General features: G+C 63.0%; 17 protein-coding genes. 4 read left to right on the forward strand and 13 right to left on the reverse strand.

Going from position 1 to position 15,982, the window contains the following annotated elements; genetic code table 11:
• Positions 1-84: 84 nt before the first annotated feature.
• Together APH30_RS06745 and APH30_RS06750 are read left to right on the forward strand one after the other, a co-directional pair.
• Positions 85-1,815 (forward strand): dipeptidase, encoded by a 1,731-nt coding sequence (locus tag APH30_RS06745; RefSeq protein WP_054912022.1) that lies wholly within the window; start codon positions 85-87, stop codon positions 1,813-1,815.
• Positions 1,816-2,036: 221 nt separating this feature from the next.
• Positions 2,037-2,474, forward strand: coding sequence for a CBS domain-containing protein (locus tag APH30_RS06750; RefSeq protein WP_009682213.1), 438 nt, complete (start codon positions 2,037-2,039; stop codon positions 2,472-2,474).
• A 6-nt stretch (positions 2,475-2,480) separates the two neighbouring features.
• Here APH30_RS06750 and APH30_RS06755 read toward each other — a convergent pair whose 3' ends face one another.
• The 5 genes from APH30_RS06755 to APH30_RS06775 all read right to left on the reverse strand — a co-directional run bounded on the left by APH30_RS06755 (position 2,481) and on the right by APH30_RS06775 (position 6,845).
• Positions 2,481-3,119 (reverse strand): hypothetical protein, encoded by a 639-nt coding sequence (locus APH30_RS06755; RefSeq protein ID WP_009682212.1) that lies wholly within the window; start codon positions 3,117-3,119, stop codon positions 2,481-2,483.
• A 69-nt stretch (positions 3,120-3,188) separates the two neighbouring features.
• The gene (locus APH30_RS06760) at positions 3,189-3,431 is read right to left on the reverse strand and encodes a DUF2789 domain-containing protein (RefSeq protein WP_029884786.1); all 243 of its coding nucleotides are present in this window, start codon (positions 3,429-3,431) and stop codon (positions 3,189-3,191) included.
• 180 nt (positions 3,432-3,611) lie between these two features.
• Positions 3,612-4,244, reverse strand: a complete 633-nt coding sequence (locus APH30_RS06765) for a LysE family transporter (protein WP_054905592.1) — start codon at positions 4,242-4,244, stop codon at positions 3,612-3,614.
• A gap of 103 nt (positions 4,245-4,347) precedes the next feature.
• Entirely contained in the window at positions 4,348-4,935 is a 588-nt protein-coding gene (locus APH30_RS06770; protein WP_029884787.1) for a mechanosensitive ion channel family protein, read from the reverse strand.
• Complete coding sequence (locus APH30_RS06775; protein ID WP_054912023.1) at positions 4,935-6,845, reverse strand: ATP-binding cassette domain-containing protein; 1,911 nt, start codon at positions 6,843-6,845, stop codon at positions 4,935-4,937. The genes APH30_RS06770 and APH30_RS06775 overlap by 1 nt, the downstream gene beginning before the upstream one ends.
• 50 nt (positions 6,846-6,895) lie before the next feature.
• Between APH30_RS06775 and APH30_RS06780 the strand changes: the two genes are divergently transcribed.
• Positions 6,896-7,378, forward strand: coding sequence for a TIGR02444 family protein (locus APH30_RS06780; protein WP_054912024.1), 483 nt, complete (start codon positions 6,896-6,898; stop codon positions 7,376-7,378).
• On the opposite strand, the gene APH30_RS06785 is transcribed toward APH30_RS06780, so the two are convergent.
• Positions 7,354-8,397: an AlgP family protein gene (locus tag APH30_RS06785; protein ID WP_054912025.1), complete on the reverse strand. Its 1,044-nt coding sequence runs from the start codon at positions 8,395-8,397 to the stop codon at positions 7,354-7,356. The genes APH30_RS06780 and APH30_RS06785 overlap by 25 nt on opposite strands.
• A gap of 270 nt (positions 8,398-8,667) precedes the next feature.
• Between APH30_RS06785 and APH30_RS06790 the strand changes: the two genes are divergently transcribed.
• Entirely contained in the window at positions 8,668-9,306 is a 639-nt protein-coding gene (locus APH30_RS06790) for an FKBP-type peptidyl-prolyl cis-trans isomerase (RefSeq protein WP_054912026.1), read from the forward strand.
• A gap of 9 nt (positions 9,307-9,315) precedes the next feature.
• Here the strand turns inward: APH30_RS06790 and APH30_RS06795 are convergent, their stop codons facing one another.
• The 7 genes from APH30_RS06795 to APH30_RS06825 form a co-directional block, all read right to left on the reverse strand.
• Positions 9,316-9,786, reverse strand: coding sequence for an Rsd/AlgQ family anti-sigma factor (locus APH30_RS06795; RefSeq protein ID WP_054912027.1), 471 nt, complete (start codon positions 9,784-9,786; stop codon positions 9,316-9,318).
• A gap of 230 nt (positions 9,787-10,016) precedes the next feature.
• A complete protein-coding gene (locus tag APH30_RS06800; RefSeq protein WP_009682202.1) occupies positions 10,017-10,523 on the reverse strand; it encodes a disulfide bond formation protein B in 507 nt (168 codons plus the stop codon).
• A 221-nt stretch (positions 10,524-10,744) separates the two neighbouring features.
• On the reverse strand, positions 10,745-11,983 hold the full coding sequence (locus tag APH30_RS06805) for a heme biosynthesis HemY N-terminal domain-containing protein (protein WP_054912028.1): 1,239 nt from the start codon (positions 11,981-11,983) through the stop codon (positions 10,745-10,747).
• Positions 11,980-13,080: a uroporphyrinogen-III C-methyltransferase gene (locus APH30_RS29440; RefSeq protein WP_047150044.1), complete on the reverse strand. Its 1,101-nt coding sequence runs from the start codon at positions 13,078-13,080 to the stop codon at positions 11,980-11,982. Before APH30_RS29440 ends, APH30_RS06805 begins: the two co-directional genes overlap by 4 nt.
• A 45-nt stretch (positions 13,081-13,125) precedes the next feature.
• Entirely contained in the window at positions 13,126-13,893 is a 768-nt protein-coding gene (locus APH30_RS29445) for a uroporphyrinogen-III synthase (RefSeq protein ID WP_029887269.1), read from the reverse strand.
• Complete coding sequence (gene hemC / locus APH30_RS06820; RefSeq protein ID WP_054912029.1) at positions 13,890-14,831, reverse strand: hydroxymethylbilane synthase; 942 nt, start codon at positions 14,829-14,831, stop codon at positions 13,890-13,892. Before hemC ends, APH30_RS29445 begins: the two co-directional genes overlap by 4 nt.
• A gap of 163 nt (positions 14,832-14,994) precedes the next feature.
• Positions 14,995-15,738 (reverse strand): LytTR family DNA-binding domain-containing protein, encoded by a 744-nt coding sequence (locus tag APH30_RS06825; RefSeq protein ID WP_054912030.1) that lies wholly within the window; start codon positions 15,736-15,738, stop codon positions 14,995-14,997.
• Positions 15,739-15,982 lie beyond the last annotated feature (244 nt).

Consider the following 15,982-nt stretch of genomic DNA (forward strand, 5'->3'; position numbering starts at 1 on the left):
TGGCCATTGATGTTAGCGTGGGCGTCCTCCCGTTGCTCCAACGGGTACCCCATAACAATCCATGGCGAAGGAATGCGCGCAACCATGCACCTGAAAAAACTCACCGCCACCACCCTGCTGCTGGCCAGCATCGGCCTGTTCACCCAACCGGCCCAGGCCAACCTCACTCAGCAACAGGCCGCGGCAATCGTCAAAACCTTCGACGGCAGCGACCCGCGTGACTTCAAGCAGTTCCTCGGTAAGCTCAAAGGCAGTGACCTGGCCAAGGCCGATAACCTTGAGGCGACACTGCAGGCCTACCTGAACGGCAAACCGCTGGCCGCCGGGCAACAGGACGAGATCAACCGCCTGCTTGGCCTGTATACCCGCATCAAGTACGGCAAGGCTGCCACTGAAACCCTGCGCGAACTGGTGGCTATTCCAACCTACAACGTCGAGGGTACGCCGCAGTACGAAAACCCGGCGTTCCTGAAAATCGCCGACAAGATCAAAGCACTGGCCGACAGTTTCGGCCTGGCGTTCCGTAACATCGATAACCGGGTTTACGAAATTTCGCTCGGCAGCGGCAAGGAAGTGATCGGCATCCATGCCCACGCCGATGTGGTGCCGGTCAATCCGGACAACTGGAAGCTGGCCGACGGCACCCGCCTGGACCCGTTCAAGGTCACCCTGGTTGGCGACCGCATGTATGGCCGCGGCACCGAAGACGACAAGAACGGCATCGTTGTCGCGATGTATGCGTTGAAAGTGGCCAAGGACGAAAACCTGCCACTGGCCCGCCAATTCAAGCTGCTGATCGACACGACGGAAGAAACCAGTGGGGATGCGATCCCCTATTACTTCGAGCGCAACCCCACGCCTGATTACAACCTGGCGCTGGATGGCGGCTACCCGGTGGTCATTGCCGAGAAGGGCTACGGTACGATCATGGCCAGCTTCAGCAAACGCCCGGCCACGGGTGAAGGTGCTGAAATCATCAACCTGACTGGCGGGCTGGCCACCAACCAGATCCCCACCACCTCGGTCGCAACCCTGGCCACCGACAACCCGGCAGCACTCGCCAACCAACTGCAGCAAGCCGGCGCCGGGTATGTAAAGCAGCACGGTGGTGACTTCAGCATCGACGCCAAGGCCGACGGCAAGCAGGTGGTGCTGACAGTAACCGGGGTTTCCGCGCATTCCTCGGAGCCGGAGTCCGGGGTAAACCCGGTTGCACGCATGCTCGACTTCCTTGCTGGCGTGGGCCAGCAAGTACCGCTCAAGCACAACCAATTCACCGACGCCGCCCGCTACGCTGCCGACAACTGGGGCCTGGACTACTTGGGCAACAAGCTGGGCGTGGCCTTCAAGGACCCGTTCATGGGCCCGCTGACCGCGTCGTTGACCTATGTAGGGGTGGACGACAAAGGCTTGAAACTGGCGGTGAACCTGCGCATTCCCAAGGGCAAGCCGCTTGCCACGATCAAGGACGAACTGGCCACCAGACTGGACAAATGGACCCGGCAGAGCCGCACCTCGGTGGCCTTCGACTATAGCCTGGACGAACCGATGTATCGCAACCCCGAGGGCCAGTGGGTGAAGGCTCTGCTGGCGGTGGCCAGCGAGAACCTGGGCATGAAGCATGAGTTCGGCACCTCGGCGGGTGCCACGTCGGTACACGACCTGCCCAACGGCGTGCAATTCGGCCTGGCCATGCCAGACGTGAAGTACACCGGGCACAACGACAACGAGTTCAAGACGGTAGAGCAGTTCATGCTGGACCTGCAGGTCGTCAGCGAAATGGTCGCGCGGATCGGGCAAATGCCGAAGCTTTGATCGGCTGCACCGATAAAGCCGCTCCCATAGGGTGCATCACAGGCTCTGAGGCCAATGACACTACCTGTGGGAGCGGCTTTAGCCGCGAAGAGGCCCGCATAGGCGAACACCGATGACGTTTTTCAATCGACTCCATGCCGTTTCCTGCATTGCCGTGCAGAGCGCCGTACCGGATGCTTTAGTTACACCGAGACAGCGCTTTTCCACCCGCAGAGGCCCGTATGAAGACCGTCGAACAAATCCTCAAGACCAAGTCCCAGCACCAGACCGTGTACACCATCGGCCCGGATGACTCGGTGCTCGACGCCCTGAAAATGCTGGCGGAGAAAAACATCGGTGCACTGCCGGTAGTCGAGGGCAAGCAGGTGGTGGGTATCGTCAGTGAGCGCGACTATGCACGCAAGCTGGTGCTCAAGGGCCGCTCTTCTGCCGCCACCCCGGTACGGGAAATCATGAGTGCGCCAGTGGTCACGGTCGAGCCCAGGCAGAACCTCGAGTACTGCATGAACCTGATGACCGACCGCCACCTGCGCCACTTGCCGGTCGTGAGCAATGGCGAGCTGCTAGGGCTGTTGTCGATCGGCGACCTGGTGAAGGAAACCATTGCCGAGCAGGCCAGCTTGATCAAGCAGCTGGAGCAGTACATCCGCGGCGAATAAGCGCATTCAGTGGTAGCCGCGCTCCAGTTCGTCCAGCTGGTGGTCAAAACTGCGCAGGCGCGCCGACCAGGTGTAGACCAGCACTTCGAGGTCGCGATTGAGCACAGCTGTATTGCCATGCCCGCTTTGCGTGGGTTCGCCCAGGTCCAGCTGGTAGCGCTCGCGGGCCATGGCCTGGGCCACGCTGGATAGGTCGCGGGCGTTGGCCAGCCAATGATGATGGTGGTCGTGGATCTCGCGGTCGAGCACCCGGCACTGGCGCTTCAGCGCATCGAGGCTTTGCTCCAGCGGGGTGCCCTTGAGTTCGCCCATGACCTCTTCGAAAGTGCGCCCCGAATGCCAGTAGCTGCCCCAGAAATAACGATCGAAGACCGTTTCCACGCGGCGTAGCGCAACTTTGGTGTTCCAGATGGTCAGCAACGTGCGCCCCTGGATCACTTCGCGCTTGTTCAGGTGCAACTGCTGCCAGGCGACCCAGGCCAGCGCCACCACGGCGACAGCCACGGTGACCGCGGCGGCGGCGTAGAGGAACTGCACCGCCTGGTTCAGTTGATGCGCCTGCCTGATGCCGTAGAAGTAGCTGGCCGTCAGAATGCCCAGGATGGAAACGGAGCACCAGAAACCTGATACGTAGGGATCTTTCATCGCGCTATCCCCCGATTGTTTTCCTGAGCATAGCAACGGCCATTCACACGTCAGGTGCCGCTCGGCGCTTTATTTTTTCTGGGGGTGAAGCGCCTCGTTGAGTTGGTCGATCATCGGGATCCAGTCGTCATCGGCGATGTATTTTTCTTTCAGGAACGCGCGCTGCGAATCGCTCCAGAAAGGCGCATCGACCAGTTTCACATCGTCCTCGAGCGGTGAGTGTGTCGTGATGAAGCGGTCGATTTCGACCGGGTCGTCAGACAGCCCCAACTGTTTGAAGATTTCCGACAAAGGATGAATCGGCTTGTCCATGTTTCCTCCTCGGTGCCGGGGCGTGCATCGAAGCTGCCGGCCCGGCATGGGTTGAGAGCACCAGTTGCAGGTTCGGCTCCATGCTCATGTGAAACGGATGATCGTGATCATCCGCCCCCTGATAGACAGCACCCCGACGGACAAGACTCGATCGAACCTGCATTTATCGCAGCGCGCCTGTCAGACGGGTGCGCGGCGCAAGGTCGCCAGGAACGCCGCTGCACCAATGAACAACCCGGCAAACGTGCGGTTCAAGCGCTTCTGCTGCCTGGGAGTACGCAGCAGGCGCAATACCCGCGCGGCCAAGCCGGTGTAGCCCGCCATTACCAGCAGGTCGACACTGACCATGGTCAGGGTGATTGCCACATACTGCGGCAGCAGCGGTGCATGCGGGTTGATGAACTGCGGCAGTACCGCAAGCATGAACACCAGCGCCTTGGGGTTGCTGACGTTGACCAGGAAACCGCGGAACATCAGGCTCAACGGCCTGCCGATGGGGCGAACGCCCGACTCATCGGTCATGTCCATCGGCAGCGCACGCCATTGCTTGTACGCCAGGTAAACGAGGTAAGCGACGCCAAACCACTTGATGAACTGGAACGCCGTGGCCGAGGCGGCCAACACGGCGCCCACGCCGGCGGCGATGATGGCGATTTGCAAAATCAGGCCCAGTTGCAGGCCCAGGGCATTCCAGTAACCGCGCCAGAAGCCGTATTGCAGGCCACTGGACATCGAGGCAATCGCCCCGGCACCAGGGGAAAGGCTGATCACCCAGCAGGCGGCAAAAAATCCCAACCATACTTCCATCGACATCACACACCTCGCTCGCACTAATGTTGCAAAAGATTAAGCTAAGGTGTTGGTGAAAAAATGACCAGCAAATTTTGCAGAATTCAGCGTGCTTGTGCGGGCCATGTCAGTCCGCCTCGAGCAACACGTCCTTGTGCATGGCCTGCACTTCGGCCCCGCGCCAGCGCCGCACCGACTTCTGGAAGAACTGGCTGTTCGGCACCTGCACCAATGCCCCGCCTGCCTCGGGCACTTCCAGCAGGGTAGTGAACAGCAGGTTGATGGCGATTACCCGGCCCTTTACGCCCGGCTTGTCGAGGGTGTCGACCAGCTCGACCACATCACCAATACGAAACGGCCCGACCGTGAAGATCAGCACCGCGCACAGCAGGTTGGACAGTACGCTCCACATGGCGAAGAACGCCACCGCCGCCACCGCCACGAAACCGGACAGGGCCGTCCACAGCACCGTTGCCGAAACCCCCAGGCGCTCCAGCACGAACAGCAGCGCGCTGCCCATGATCAACCAGCGCAGGCCACCGCGCACGGGCACCAGCAACTCCGGTGGCAAGGGGTAGCGCTGGCCCAGGCGGCTGAGGCCACGGGCCACGATGCGCTGCAGGCCAAAAGCCACCGCCAGGATAAGGAGTATCTGCAAGCCCAGCCAGAAGGTGTCCATCCACTGCCCTGGCAGCAAACCACGCAGCTCCTCCATCAGGACAGCGCCTCAAGCTCGGCTTGCATGCTTTCGAGGGTTTCCAGTGCTTCCATCCAGCCCTCTTCCAGCTCCCCTTCGCGTTGCTTGAGCTTGGTCTGACGCGCCAGCAGGTCACGCAATTGATCCTTGCGCGCCGCGTCGTAAAGCCCAGCGTCGCCCAGCGCAGTCTCGATTTCGGCCAACTGCGCGTGCACCTGATTGAGCTCGGCTTCCAACTTGTCAGCGGCCTTCTTGTGCGGGGCCAATTGCTGGCGCAAGGCCGCGGCGGCCTGGCGCTGGGCTTTCTTGTCGGTCTTGTCCGGGTTGACCGGCGCAGTACTGGCCGGCGCGCTGCGCTGGCGATACTCGACCAGCCAACGGCTGTAGTCGTCCAGGTCACCGTCGAAGGTGTCGACCTTGCCGTCAGCGACCAGCAGGAAGTCGTCGGTGGTGCTCTTGAGCAGGTGACGGTCGTGGGATACCACTACCACGGCGCCGGCGAACTCCTGCAAGGCCATGGTCAGCGCCAGGCGCATTTCCAGGTCGAGGTGGTTGGTGGGTTCGTCGAGCAGCAGCAGGTTCGGCCGTTCCCAGGCGATCAGCGCCAGCGCCAGCCGGGCCTTCTCGCCACCAGAGAAGTTCACCACCGGCTCGTCGCAACGGGCGCCATGGAAATCGAAGCCTCCCAGGAAGTCGCGCAGGGTCTGCTCGCGCTCGGCGGGGGCAATGCGCTGCAAGTGCAGCAGCGGGCTGGCCTTGTCGTCCAGCGAGTCCAGCTGGTGCTGGGCAAAATAACCCACGGCCAGGTTCTCGCCGCGGACCAGCCGGCCGGACAACGGTTCCAGCTCACCGGCAAGGTTCTTGATCAGCGTCGACTTGCCTGCGCCATTCGGGCCGAGCAGGCCAATACGCGCGCCCGGGGTGAGTTGCAGCTTGACCTTGTCGAGGATGGCTTTGTCGCCATACCCCAGGCGGCCTTCGGACATGCTCAACAGCGGGCTGGAAATTTTCTGCGACTCGCGGAAGACGAAGTCAAATGGCGAATCGACGTGCGCCGCCGACAGCTCCTCCATGCGCTCCAGGGCCTTGATCCGGCTCTGCGCCTGGCGCGCCTTGGTGGCCTGGGCCTTGAAGCGGGCGATGTACTTTTCCATGTGCGCGCGCTGCGCCTGCTGCTTCTCGTAGGCCTGTTGCTGTTGCGCCAGGCGTTCGGCACGGGTGCGCTCGAAGGCGGTATAGCCGCCCTTGTAGAGGTTCAGCTTGCGCTGCTCTACATGCAGCACATGGTCGACCACGGCATCGAGGAAGTCACGATCGTGGGAAATCAGCAGCAGCGTGCCAGGGTAGCCCTTGAGCCAGTCTTCCAGCCACAGAATGGCGTCGAGGTCCAGGTGGTTGGTGGGCTCGTCGAGCAGCAGCAGGTCGGACGGGCACATCAGCGCCTGGGCCAGGTTGAGGCGCATACGCCAGCCGCCAGAGAAGTCACCGACTCGGCGGTCCATCTGCTCGTTGGTAAAGCCCAGGCCGGCCAGCAGCTTGCGGGCGCGAGCGTCGGCGGTGTAGCCGTCAGCGCTTTCCAGCTCACTGTGCAGGCGCGCCAGGGCGGTGCCGTCGTGCGCTTGCTCGGCAGCCGCCAATTCGGCCTGGACCTTGCGCAGGCGCACGTCACCGTCGAGCACATAGTCCACGGCCAGGCGATCGAGGGTATCGACCTCCTGGCGCATGTGGGCGATGCGCCAGTCGCCGGGCAGCTGGCAGTCGCCGGCATCGGGCGACAGCTCACCGCGCAGCAAGGCGAACAGGCTGGATTTGCCGGCACCGTTGGCGCCGATAAGACCGGCCTTGTGACCGGCGTGCAGGGTCATCTCGGCGCCTTCTAGCAAGCGCTGCGGACCACGCTGTAAAGTGAGGTTGGATAGTCTGATCATGATGGTCGCGGAGTCTACCAGCTTCCTCGGCCCATAGCGCGAGTGGAACCATGCACACCGACCTGTGGAATCACGCCCTGGCCCTGTACGCCAGGCCTGGCGTAGAAGCCGCCTGCCTTGAACTGCAAACACTGGGTGGCGATGTCTGCCTGCTGCTGTGCGCCACGTGGTTGCAGGCGCGTGGGGTTGCCGTGACGGACCAGCGCGCGCAGGCATTGCACGGCATTGCCGACCCCTGGCAACGGACAGTGGTCACCCCGCTACGCGACCTGCGCCAGCAATGGCGCGCGGCAGCACAGCTGGATAACCGGCTGGCACTTGTGCGCGAGCAAGTGAAAGGGTTGGAATTACAGGCAGAAAGAGCGTTGCTGGAACGCTTGCAAGAACGTGCCCAGCAGTGGCCCGCGAACTCTGCTGAGCCCACGGGCGACTGGCTGGCCCGGCTGGTGCCGGACCAGGGCCGACAACATGACGCGTTGCTGCAGCTACGCGCCGCGGCTGCAGCGCTTCAGGACGCCGAAGACGGTGCCTGAGCAGGCGTGCTGGCCGGCGCCGATGGCGCTACCGAAGTGGCCGAGTTGGCAGCGGCAGCCGGAGCGCTGGGGGCAGGCGTAGCCGGTTTGGCATCGGCTGGTTTGCTGGCGGCAGGCTTGGCAGCCGGTTTCGCTGCGGTACGTGCTGGCGCCTTGGCTGCAGCTGGCTTGGGCGCAGGTTTGGTGGCTGCAGATGCTTTGGCTGCCGGCTTGGAGGCAGGCTTGGCGGTGGCTGTTGCTTTGGCGGCTGGCTTGACTGCGGGTTTTGCGGCGGCAGTGGCCTTGGCGGCTGGCTTGGCCGCAGGTTTAGCGGCAGCAGTGGCCTTGGCGGCTGGCTTGGACGCAGGTTTAGCGGCGGCAGTGGCCTTGGCGGCCGGCTTGGCCGCAGGTTTTGCGGCGGCAGTGGCCTTGGCGGCTGGCTTGGCCGCAGGTTTTGCGGCGGCAGTGCCCTTGGCGGCTGGCTTGGGCGCAGGTTTTGCGGCGGCGGTGGCCTTGGCGGCTGACCTAGACGCAGGTTTTGCGGCGGCGGTGGCTTTAGCTGCTGGCTTGGCTGCGGTAGTGGCTCGACCGGCTGGCTTGGTCGCCGGCTTGGCAACAGCTGGCTTGGCAGTTTTGGCTGCACGCTGGTCAAGGGCCTTGGTCGCGGCTTCACGCACTTTGCCTACACCTTGGGCCAACTTGATGCTGTCTTGGGCATCGCGCTTGAGTTGCTGAATGTAGGCGCGCGTCTGGGTTTGACGCTCCTTGAGGGAGTCCAGCAGTTCTTCAAGTTCAGCGCTGGCTTTTTGCGCTTTGGTCTGTGCCTTGGCTTTACCGGCCTTGGCTGCACCTTGCAGTTTCAAGCGAGCGTTGTGCAGTTTTTCCTGCGCTTTGCCACGCTGCTTTTCCAACTTTGCCAGCAGTTTTTCCGCATCAGCCAGCGCTTGCGAGCAGGCTTCTTCCAAATGTTCGAGCAAGCTACCCGAAAGTTGCTGGAGCAGGTGTAACGGCGTACTTACTGGCTTCTTTTTGGCCGACATGGTTTACCTCCTGGCTGACGAGAGTGCGGCTCATACTATGCTTCTGCTGCTACCGCCGCTAGGGCATGTTGACCGTAATAGTTACGCCGCGTTGCATGCCTGGGCAACGTTGTAAGCTTGCAGCTGCGGATAAGTGTAGATGCTGGACAAAGCCTTGCCGCGCCGCTGCCCTGTTGCGACTCAAAGCCGCGCCCACGCAAAGCCGCGAAAAAGCCAATGCACATATTCAACACTGGCATACTTCCACGCTCATTGGCGCAGGAACTGACCATGCCTCGATTTCTTGTTTTAGGTTTATGCCTGCTGGCGCCCCTCGCCCTGGCCGACAGTGATGAACACGATCTCGCCTACAGCCTTGGGGCCAGCCTGGGCGAGCGGCTGCGCCACGACATGCCTGGCCTGCAACTGGATGCCTTGGTCGATGGCTTGCGCCAGGCCTACCAAGGGCAGCCGCTGAAGCTCGACAAGGCACGCATGCAGGCCGTGCTGCAGCAGCATGATGCACAGGAAAGCGATGACCAGGCGCAAAAGCAGCAAGCGGCCGAAAAACGCTTCATCGCCAATGAGCGGGGGCGTTTTGGCGTGCATGAGTTGCCAGAGGGTGTGCTTTACAACGAGCTGCAGGCAGGAAGTGGCGCGCAGCCGAAAGCCGGTGGCAAAGTGCAGGTACGCTACGTAGGCAGGTTGCCGGACGGCTCGGTATTCGACCAGAACCAGACGCCACAGTGGTTCAGCCTGGGTTCGGTGATCGAGGGGTGGCAGGTAGCGTTGCCGCAGATGCACGTTGGCGCCAAGTGGCGCCTTGTCATTCCATCCGCACAAGCCTATGGGGCCGAGGGCGCAGGCGACTTGATTCCACCCTATACCCCATTGGTATTCGAGATCGAACTGCTGGGGGTTGGCGACTGACACCAACCATCAGGCCTGTACCGCGTCCTCTTCCTTGTGCGCGTTGTGCAGCACTTCGATCAGGCAGTCTTCCAGTTCGAAGCGCTCATGCAGCAGGCCACCGAGCTTGCCCAGTTTTTCGGCAAAGCGCTCTGTGTCCTTGCACTCAGCTTTCGCACAATGGTCGTTGAAAGCCAACGCGATCTGCGTGATGTCATTGATGCGTGGGTTGATCTCTTCGGCCAGCTTCAGTGCCTTCTCGTCACCGAAAGCCTTGGCTTCCCTGACCAGCTGCTCGCAGACCTCGAAGTGCCACGCCGAACAGTAGTCCACAAGCAGGCCACAGAAATCCCCGTTCGTATCCTTGTCGGCAAAGGCCAGCTCTTTGGCGCGCAACGCGCGGAAAGACTGCACCAATTCCTTGCGCTCCGTCAGCCAACGATCAATAAGTTCGTGAACCCCACCCCAGCGTTCCTGAGCGTTCTGACAACTATCGAGCATGGCGATCTCTTCCCTTCTGGGTAGATGCCGCTGCACCTCGCGCTGCGAAGGCGCGCACAAAGGTGATATCAGCAGGACGGCATCGAGCAGTTGTGTTTTGAGTATCCGTGCTGCGAGATTATTCCCGCACGTGTTGCCCTTCAAGGTACGCAGTGGACAAACTTCATACAAGTGTTTAATACCGTGTTACATGGCCATTGGTCATTCTGATGACCCAACCTTGCGCCAGGTCAAGCGCCTGCCAGGGTGCGGAAACGATACGCCAGCAGGCAGCTCGCGGGCAGCGCCGCCAGCAGCAGGAAAGCCAACAGGCTCCACTCGGGAAGGGTCAGGTCGAGAAAACTCCAGCTCAGCGCGCTGCACTCCGGACCGCCGAATAGCAGTTGCCGGGCCGCCTCCACCCAACCCTGCTCGAATACACGCCCGATCGGCAGCGGGCATGCATCTACAACCCTTTCAGCACCCTGCAGCCAGACCTGCCGCGCGGCCAGCGCCGCCCCGCCCAGCGAGCAGGCCAACGTCGCCCATGCGTAACGCCGCAGGCCACGTGCACGCGGTGCCTGCAGCACGCTGGCCAGGCTCAGCAGGGCATACAGGGCTAGCAGCAACCGCTGGCTCAAGCGCAACGGGCATGGCACCAGCCCAAGCATGTTATCCAACTGGAAGGACGCAGCCAGCACTGCCAGTGCGGCCAGGCAAGCAGGAAGAAACAAGGTGCGCAAACGGGCCAGCAGCATGGGTGGTGAAGGTCCCGGGATGAGAGTGTGGCCTGGAACGGTAGAGGAAAGACGGGCTTTGTTTCAAGGCGCTACAGCAACGACAAGTCGCTGAAACGCGTAAGAAATTTCCGTCTATCCGATAGGAGGCGACTGAGGACTGGGAATGCAGATTCAGCATACAACGGAAGATAAATCACCAGCCCCCATAGCCCGCGCCTTGCCGCGGGCTATGGGGTAGGTCAGGCGCGTACGCCTTCTGGCAGCGGCAACGCCAGCAGGCGTTCGTCGAGCAGGCCAAGCCCCTCCTGGAACAGTTGGTTGCTGCGCTCCGTCTCACCCAGGCCGGCGAGCAGGCGCGCCAGTTCGGCGCAGGCCTCGGGGTTGCGCTCCATGCGCAGGCTGCTTTCCAGGTAATCGCGCGCCTTGCCCCACAGACGGTTCTGCAGGCTGAGGCGGCCAAGGGTGAGCAACAGGCTGGCATCTTGCGGGTGGTCTTTGAGCCAGCCCTCGGCGGTTTGCAACTGGCGCACCGGGTCATCGCCACGCACCAGGCCATAAAGGCGAGCCAGATGGCTTTCGTAGTTCCGCTTGAGAGCCGTGCGCAATGCCTGTTCGGCCTCGCTCTCGGCACCTACCTGGCGTAGCTGTTCAGCGTAGGCCAGCACGAGTTGCGGCTCCTGGCGCTGGGCGGCAGTCAGTTGCTGCCAGGCGCGCTCCAGGGCCTGCCGTGCACTTTGCGCGTCCTCGCCACGGGTTGTGGCCAGGCTCAGGTTCTGGCCCCAGGCGCGCTGCTCGAGGGCAGCAAGCTCGGCGGCCGGTAGAACCTTGCCTTTGCGCAGGTCGGGCAACAGGCGAATCAAGGCGGACCAATCACCGCGCTCCAGGTACAGGCGCTGCAACAGCCGCAGGACCTGGCTGTTGTGCGGGTGGCGCTCCTGCATGGCCAGCAAGGTCTCCAGCGCGCCATCGCTTTCACCCCGGTCCATCTGCAGTTGGGCATGGGTCAGGGCAATGGCCAGTTCTGCCTGTGGCTGGCGCTCCAGGGCACGCTCCAGCAAGTTGTCGCTGTCTTGGCTGCGACCTTGCTCGTTGGCGGCACGCGCTGCACCGAGGTAGTACAGCAGGGGATGGCGCTCGGCCTCCGCGGCACGGTGCAAATGGCGCTGGGCGCTGGCCCAGCGACCCTCGGCCAGGTCGAGCTGGCCCTGTTCGATTGCCAGGCGAATACGCCGGCGGCGGTTGCGCCGCGACCAAGGGTTGACCACGCCGCTGGAGGTCAGCAACAGCCCCACCAGGTAGCGCAGCAACCACAACACCAGAACGACCGCCAGCAGCCCACCCAACGCCGCCCACAGCCCCGATTGATAACGGAAACCACCGTAGGAAACCAGTACGTAACCGCTGTGCTTGGCGACGGCGACACCCAGCGCAGCAGCGACCACGATGGCCAGTACGGCCAGCAGGTAGACTCGCTTCATGGCTTGCCCCCCTCGGCCTCGGCCGGCAGATGGCGGCGCTGAATGTAGGCCTGCACGGCTGCCAGGCTTTCGCTGAGGTCAGGGGTGACCACCGACACTGGCTGCTCGGCCAAGGCATTCAGGCTGTCGAGCATGGCCTTGCTTTGCGGGTTGTCGGCATTGAAGTTGGCCAGCAGCACGCTGCGGGCATCATCCAGCGCCTGGGTATAGACCTTCGCGTCGCCATTGAGCGCCGCCCACTGGGCCTGCTCGATGGTCAGGCTCAATGCCAGGCGCAACTGGTTGAGCTGCTGCCCGGCCAGCAATGGGCGCACGTTTTCGTCGGCATTGAAGTCAACCTGGAAATACTTGGAGATTTCCGCCCACCACTGCGACAGGCGGCTGACACCGTCGCCATCGGCGGTCAAGGCGCCGAGGGCATCGGCATTGCTGTCGAACTCCGGCGACTGCGCGCTCAGTTGCTGGACCAAGTCACGCTGCGCAGCCAGCTTCAGGAACAGGCCCGTGCGGTCTGGTTGCTGGGTGCTGTTGAGCGTGGCCAGGCTGCGGTTCAGTTGCTCGCGAGCGGCAAAGGCACCTGGGTCGCTCTGCTCGCGCAGGATCTCGTCGGCACCTTCGACCAGGGCCTTGGCGCTGGTGATGTCCTGCAAGGCCGACAGGCGCAGGGTAGCCAGGCGCAGCAGGTGCTCGGCTTCTGCCAGGCGCCACTCCTTGCGGCTTTCGCCGAGCACGGTTTCCAGGCGCTGGCTGAGGCGCTGCTGGTCGCCCTGCAACTGCGCTACCAGCCGCCGGCGGTCTTCCAGTTCGCTGGCGGCTGGCAGGCTGGCCAGTTGCGCACTGATCTGCTGCTCACGCTGTTGCAAGGCCTCGGCGCGCTGGTTAAGCGCCTCGATGTGCTGGCCCTGGTCGAACTCGCTGCCTTGCAGTTGACGCACCTGCCAGGCACCCCAGCCACCTACCGCCACCCCGGCCGCGCCGAGCAGCAAGGCCAGCGCAGCAAGGCCATTGCCGGAGCGCTTGGCAGGCGGGGTGGTAACGGGATCCGCCGGCGTTTGCGCCGACGGCTGATCGTTATTGGACAAGACAGTCTCGCTCACGTATCCATCCTTTGCATGGGGGCGCATCGCGTTCAGCTTAGCGCCTTAAGAGGCAGGTGCAGTGCAAGACTGCACAGCTGCCAGCAAGGCCGCGGCACTGGCGCCACGGCAATCCACAACCTGTTGGGCCCCAGCGGCCCTGGCCTGCCCGGCTACCCGCGGGCTCGGCACGAACAACGGCAACCGGGCCAGCTGTGGCCAATCGGCGCCAGCCAGTTGCTGCAAATGTTCCAAACCCTGCCCACTGCTGACCACCAGGCCATTGAGGCGTTCCGCTTCGATGCGGCGCATCAGCGTGCCTGCGGGATAAACCGGCAGGCAGCGACGATACAGTTCCAGATAATCGACACTAGCACCTTGCTCTGCAAGACGCTCTGCCAGCAGTTCGCGACCTCCAACGCCACGAACGATCAATACCCGCGCTGCTGGCACGGCAACCGCCTGGCGCAGTGCCGGCAGCATCAGCAGTGCTTCGCTGTCGTCGCCACGCGGCGGGCAACTCACCCTCAGACCCGCCTGCTGCAACACTGCGGCAGTGGCCTCGCCTACGGTGAACCAGCCTTGAACGGGCGGCTGCAGGCTGGCGTTGGCCAACTGTTCAAGCAACAGCCGTGCAGCTGGCTTGCTGACCACGATGATCGCCTGGAAGCCACCAAGGCCCTGCAGCAACGCGCGCTGCCCAGCCTGGATTTGCACGGGTTCGATCTCCAGCAACGGCAGGCAGTGGCTGGCCACCCCCGCTGCCGCCAGGCTTTGCGCCAGCGCCGCACAGTCCTCGGCAGGCCGGGTCAGCAACAGGCGCCATTGGCTCACGGGTGGCCGGCCTCGCCATAGACCTCTTTGAGGATGGCCTCGGCACCCTGCCTCAGCAGATGTTCGGCGACCTCTACACCAAGGGCTTCGGCAGTTGCACGGGGGGCCCGGGCATCGGCCACCAGCAGGGTGCCGCCACTCGGTTGGCCGACCAGGCCGCGCAACCACAGTTGGTCGCCTTCCAGCACCGCGTAGCAAGCGATCGGCACCTGACAACCGCCGTTCAGGCGTTTGTTCATGGCGCGTTCGGCCACCACCCGGTCAGCCGTATCATGGTGGTGCAGCGGCGCCAGCAAGGCATGGATCGCGTGGTCGGCGCTACGGCATTCGATGCCTACCGCCCCCTGGCCACCGGCAGGCAGGCTATCGTCGACACTGATGGTGGCGGTGATACGTTCTTCGAAACCGAGGCGGATAAGGCCGGCGGCCGCGAGGATGATGGCGTCGTATTCGCCGGCATCGAGCTTGGCCAGGCGGGTGTTGACGTTGCCGCGCAGGAAGCGGATCTGCAGGTCGGGGCGACGCGCCAGCAGTTGGGCCTGGCGGCGCAGGCTGGAGGTGCCGACCACGCTGCCGGCAGGCAGCGCTTCAAGGCTGGCAAAATGGTTGGAGACAAAGGCGTCACGCGGGTCTTCCCGCTCGCAGATACAGTACAGGCCCAGCCCCTCGGGGAAGTCCATGGGCACATCCTTCATCGAATGCACGGCGATGTCGGCTTCGTTGTCCAGCAGGGCGGTTTCCAGCTCCTTGACGAACAACCCCTTGCCACCGATTTTTGCCAGCGGGGCGTCGAGCAGCTTGTCCCCGCGGCTGACCATGGGCACCAGGGTCACCAGCAGCCCAGGGTGGGCCTGCTCGAGGCGGGCTTTGACGTATTCGGCCTGCCACAGGGCCAAGGCGCTTTTACGGGTGGCAATGCGGATTTCGCGAGTGGACATGAAACGCCCCGATCCAGAGAAATGCCGTGGATCATAACAGCATCGCAAGGATCGCTAGCAGATCTGGATCAGCTAAGGGCCCCTTCAGGGCTGCCCTGCACCCTGACGGTGGTGCCGACCTGCCGGCCAGCAAGGGCCCAGCCCTTGCCATGCGGGCACCGGTTCAGAGGGCCTGCATCATCTTGCGCACACCGGCCACATGACGCCGGCTTACGGTAAGGGCATCGCCGTTCAGGCCTTTGAGGAACAGTTGGAAGTGGCCCAGGGGCGTGCGCTGAAGGCGTTCGATGCGTTCCCGGGCAACCAAGGCATTGCGGTGAATACGTACAAAGCGGTCGCCAAACTCGTCTTCCAGCGCCTTGAGGGGCTCGTCGAGCAGTACTTCCCCACCTTCGTGGCGCAAGGTCACGTACTTGTGGTCGGCAATGAAGTAGACCACCTGGTCCAACGGAATCAGCTCGATACCTTTGCGGGTGCGGGCGCTGATATGACTGCGCGGGCCACCGCCTTCATTGGCCGGCCGCGTCAGTGCCGCCAGTTGCGCCCGGTTGGGTTTATCGGCCTTGCGCAGTGCATCCCGCAGCGCTTGAGGGTGAACGGGCTTGGCAACATGGCTGAGGGTACTGTCCTTGAATGCCTCGGCACTGTATTGGTCATCCCCGGTGCAAAACACCACCGCCGGCGGCGCCTCGCGCTCGCACAGGCGGGCCGCGACCTGCAAGCCGTCCAGGCCTGGCATGGCGATGTCCAGCAGCACCACGTCGGGCTTGAGGCTGTCGATCAGGGTCAGGGCCTCTTCCCCGTTGGTAGCGCTGGGCTCCAACACGGTGTAACCCTCCAGTTCGCCGAGCAGCCGGCTAAGGCGGTCACGGCCTTGGGGTTCGTCATCAACGATCAGGACATTCATAATTGCGCTGGATTCCTGAATGAGTCTCGCACAGGTATAGCGTAGACAGGTGTGGTTCGAGCGACACTGCGGTCACGCTCTAGACCGGTGCGATGGCCAAAGATTCACTCGGCCGGCAGATTCACTGCCAGTCTTCTGTCCAACTGTAGACGGTCCGTGGAACACTGCCGTTCATTCCTTCAAATCATTCACTGCCATTTTCCGGGCATTTCTGTCGACCGGCGCCCTGCGGCAGCCGTCCCAA

The sequence above is a fragment of the Pseudomonas sp. NBRC 111127 genome (genome assembly GCF_001320345.1).
In the GTDB taxonomy this organism is placed as follows: domain Bacteria; phylum Pseudomonadota; class Gammaproteobacteria; order Pseudomonadales; family Pseudomonadaceae; genus Aquipseudomonas; species Aquipseudomonas juntendi.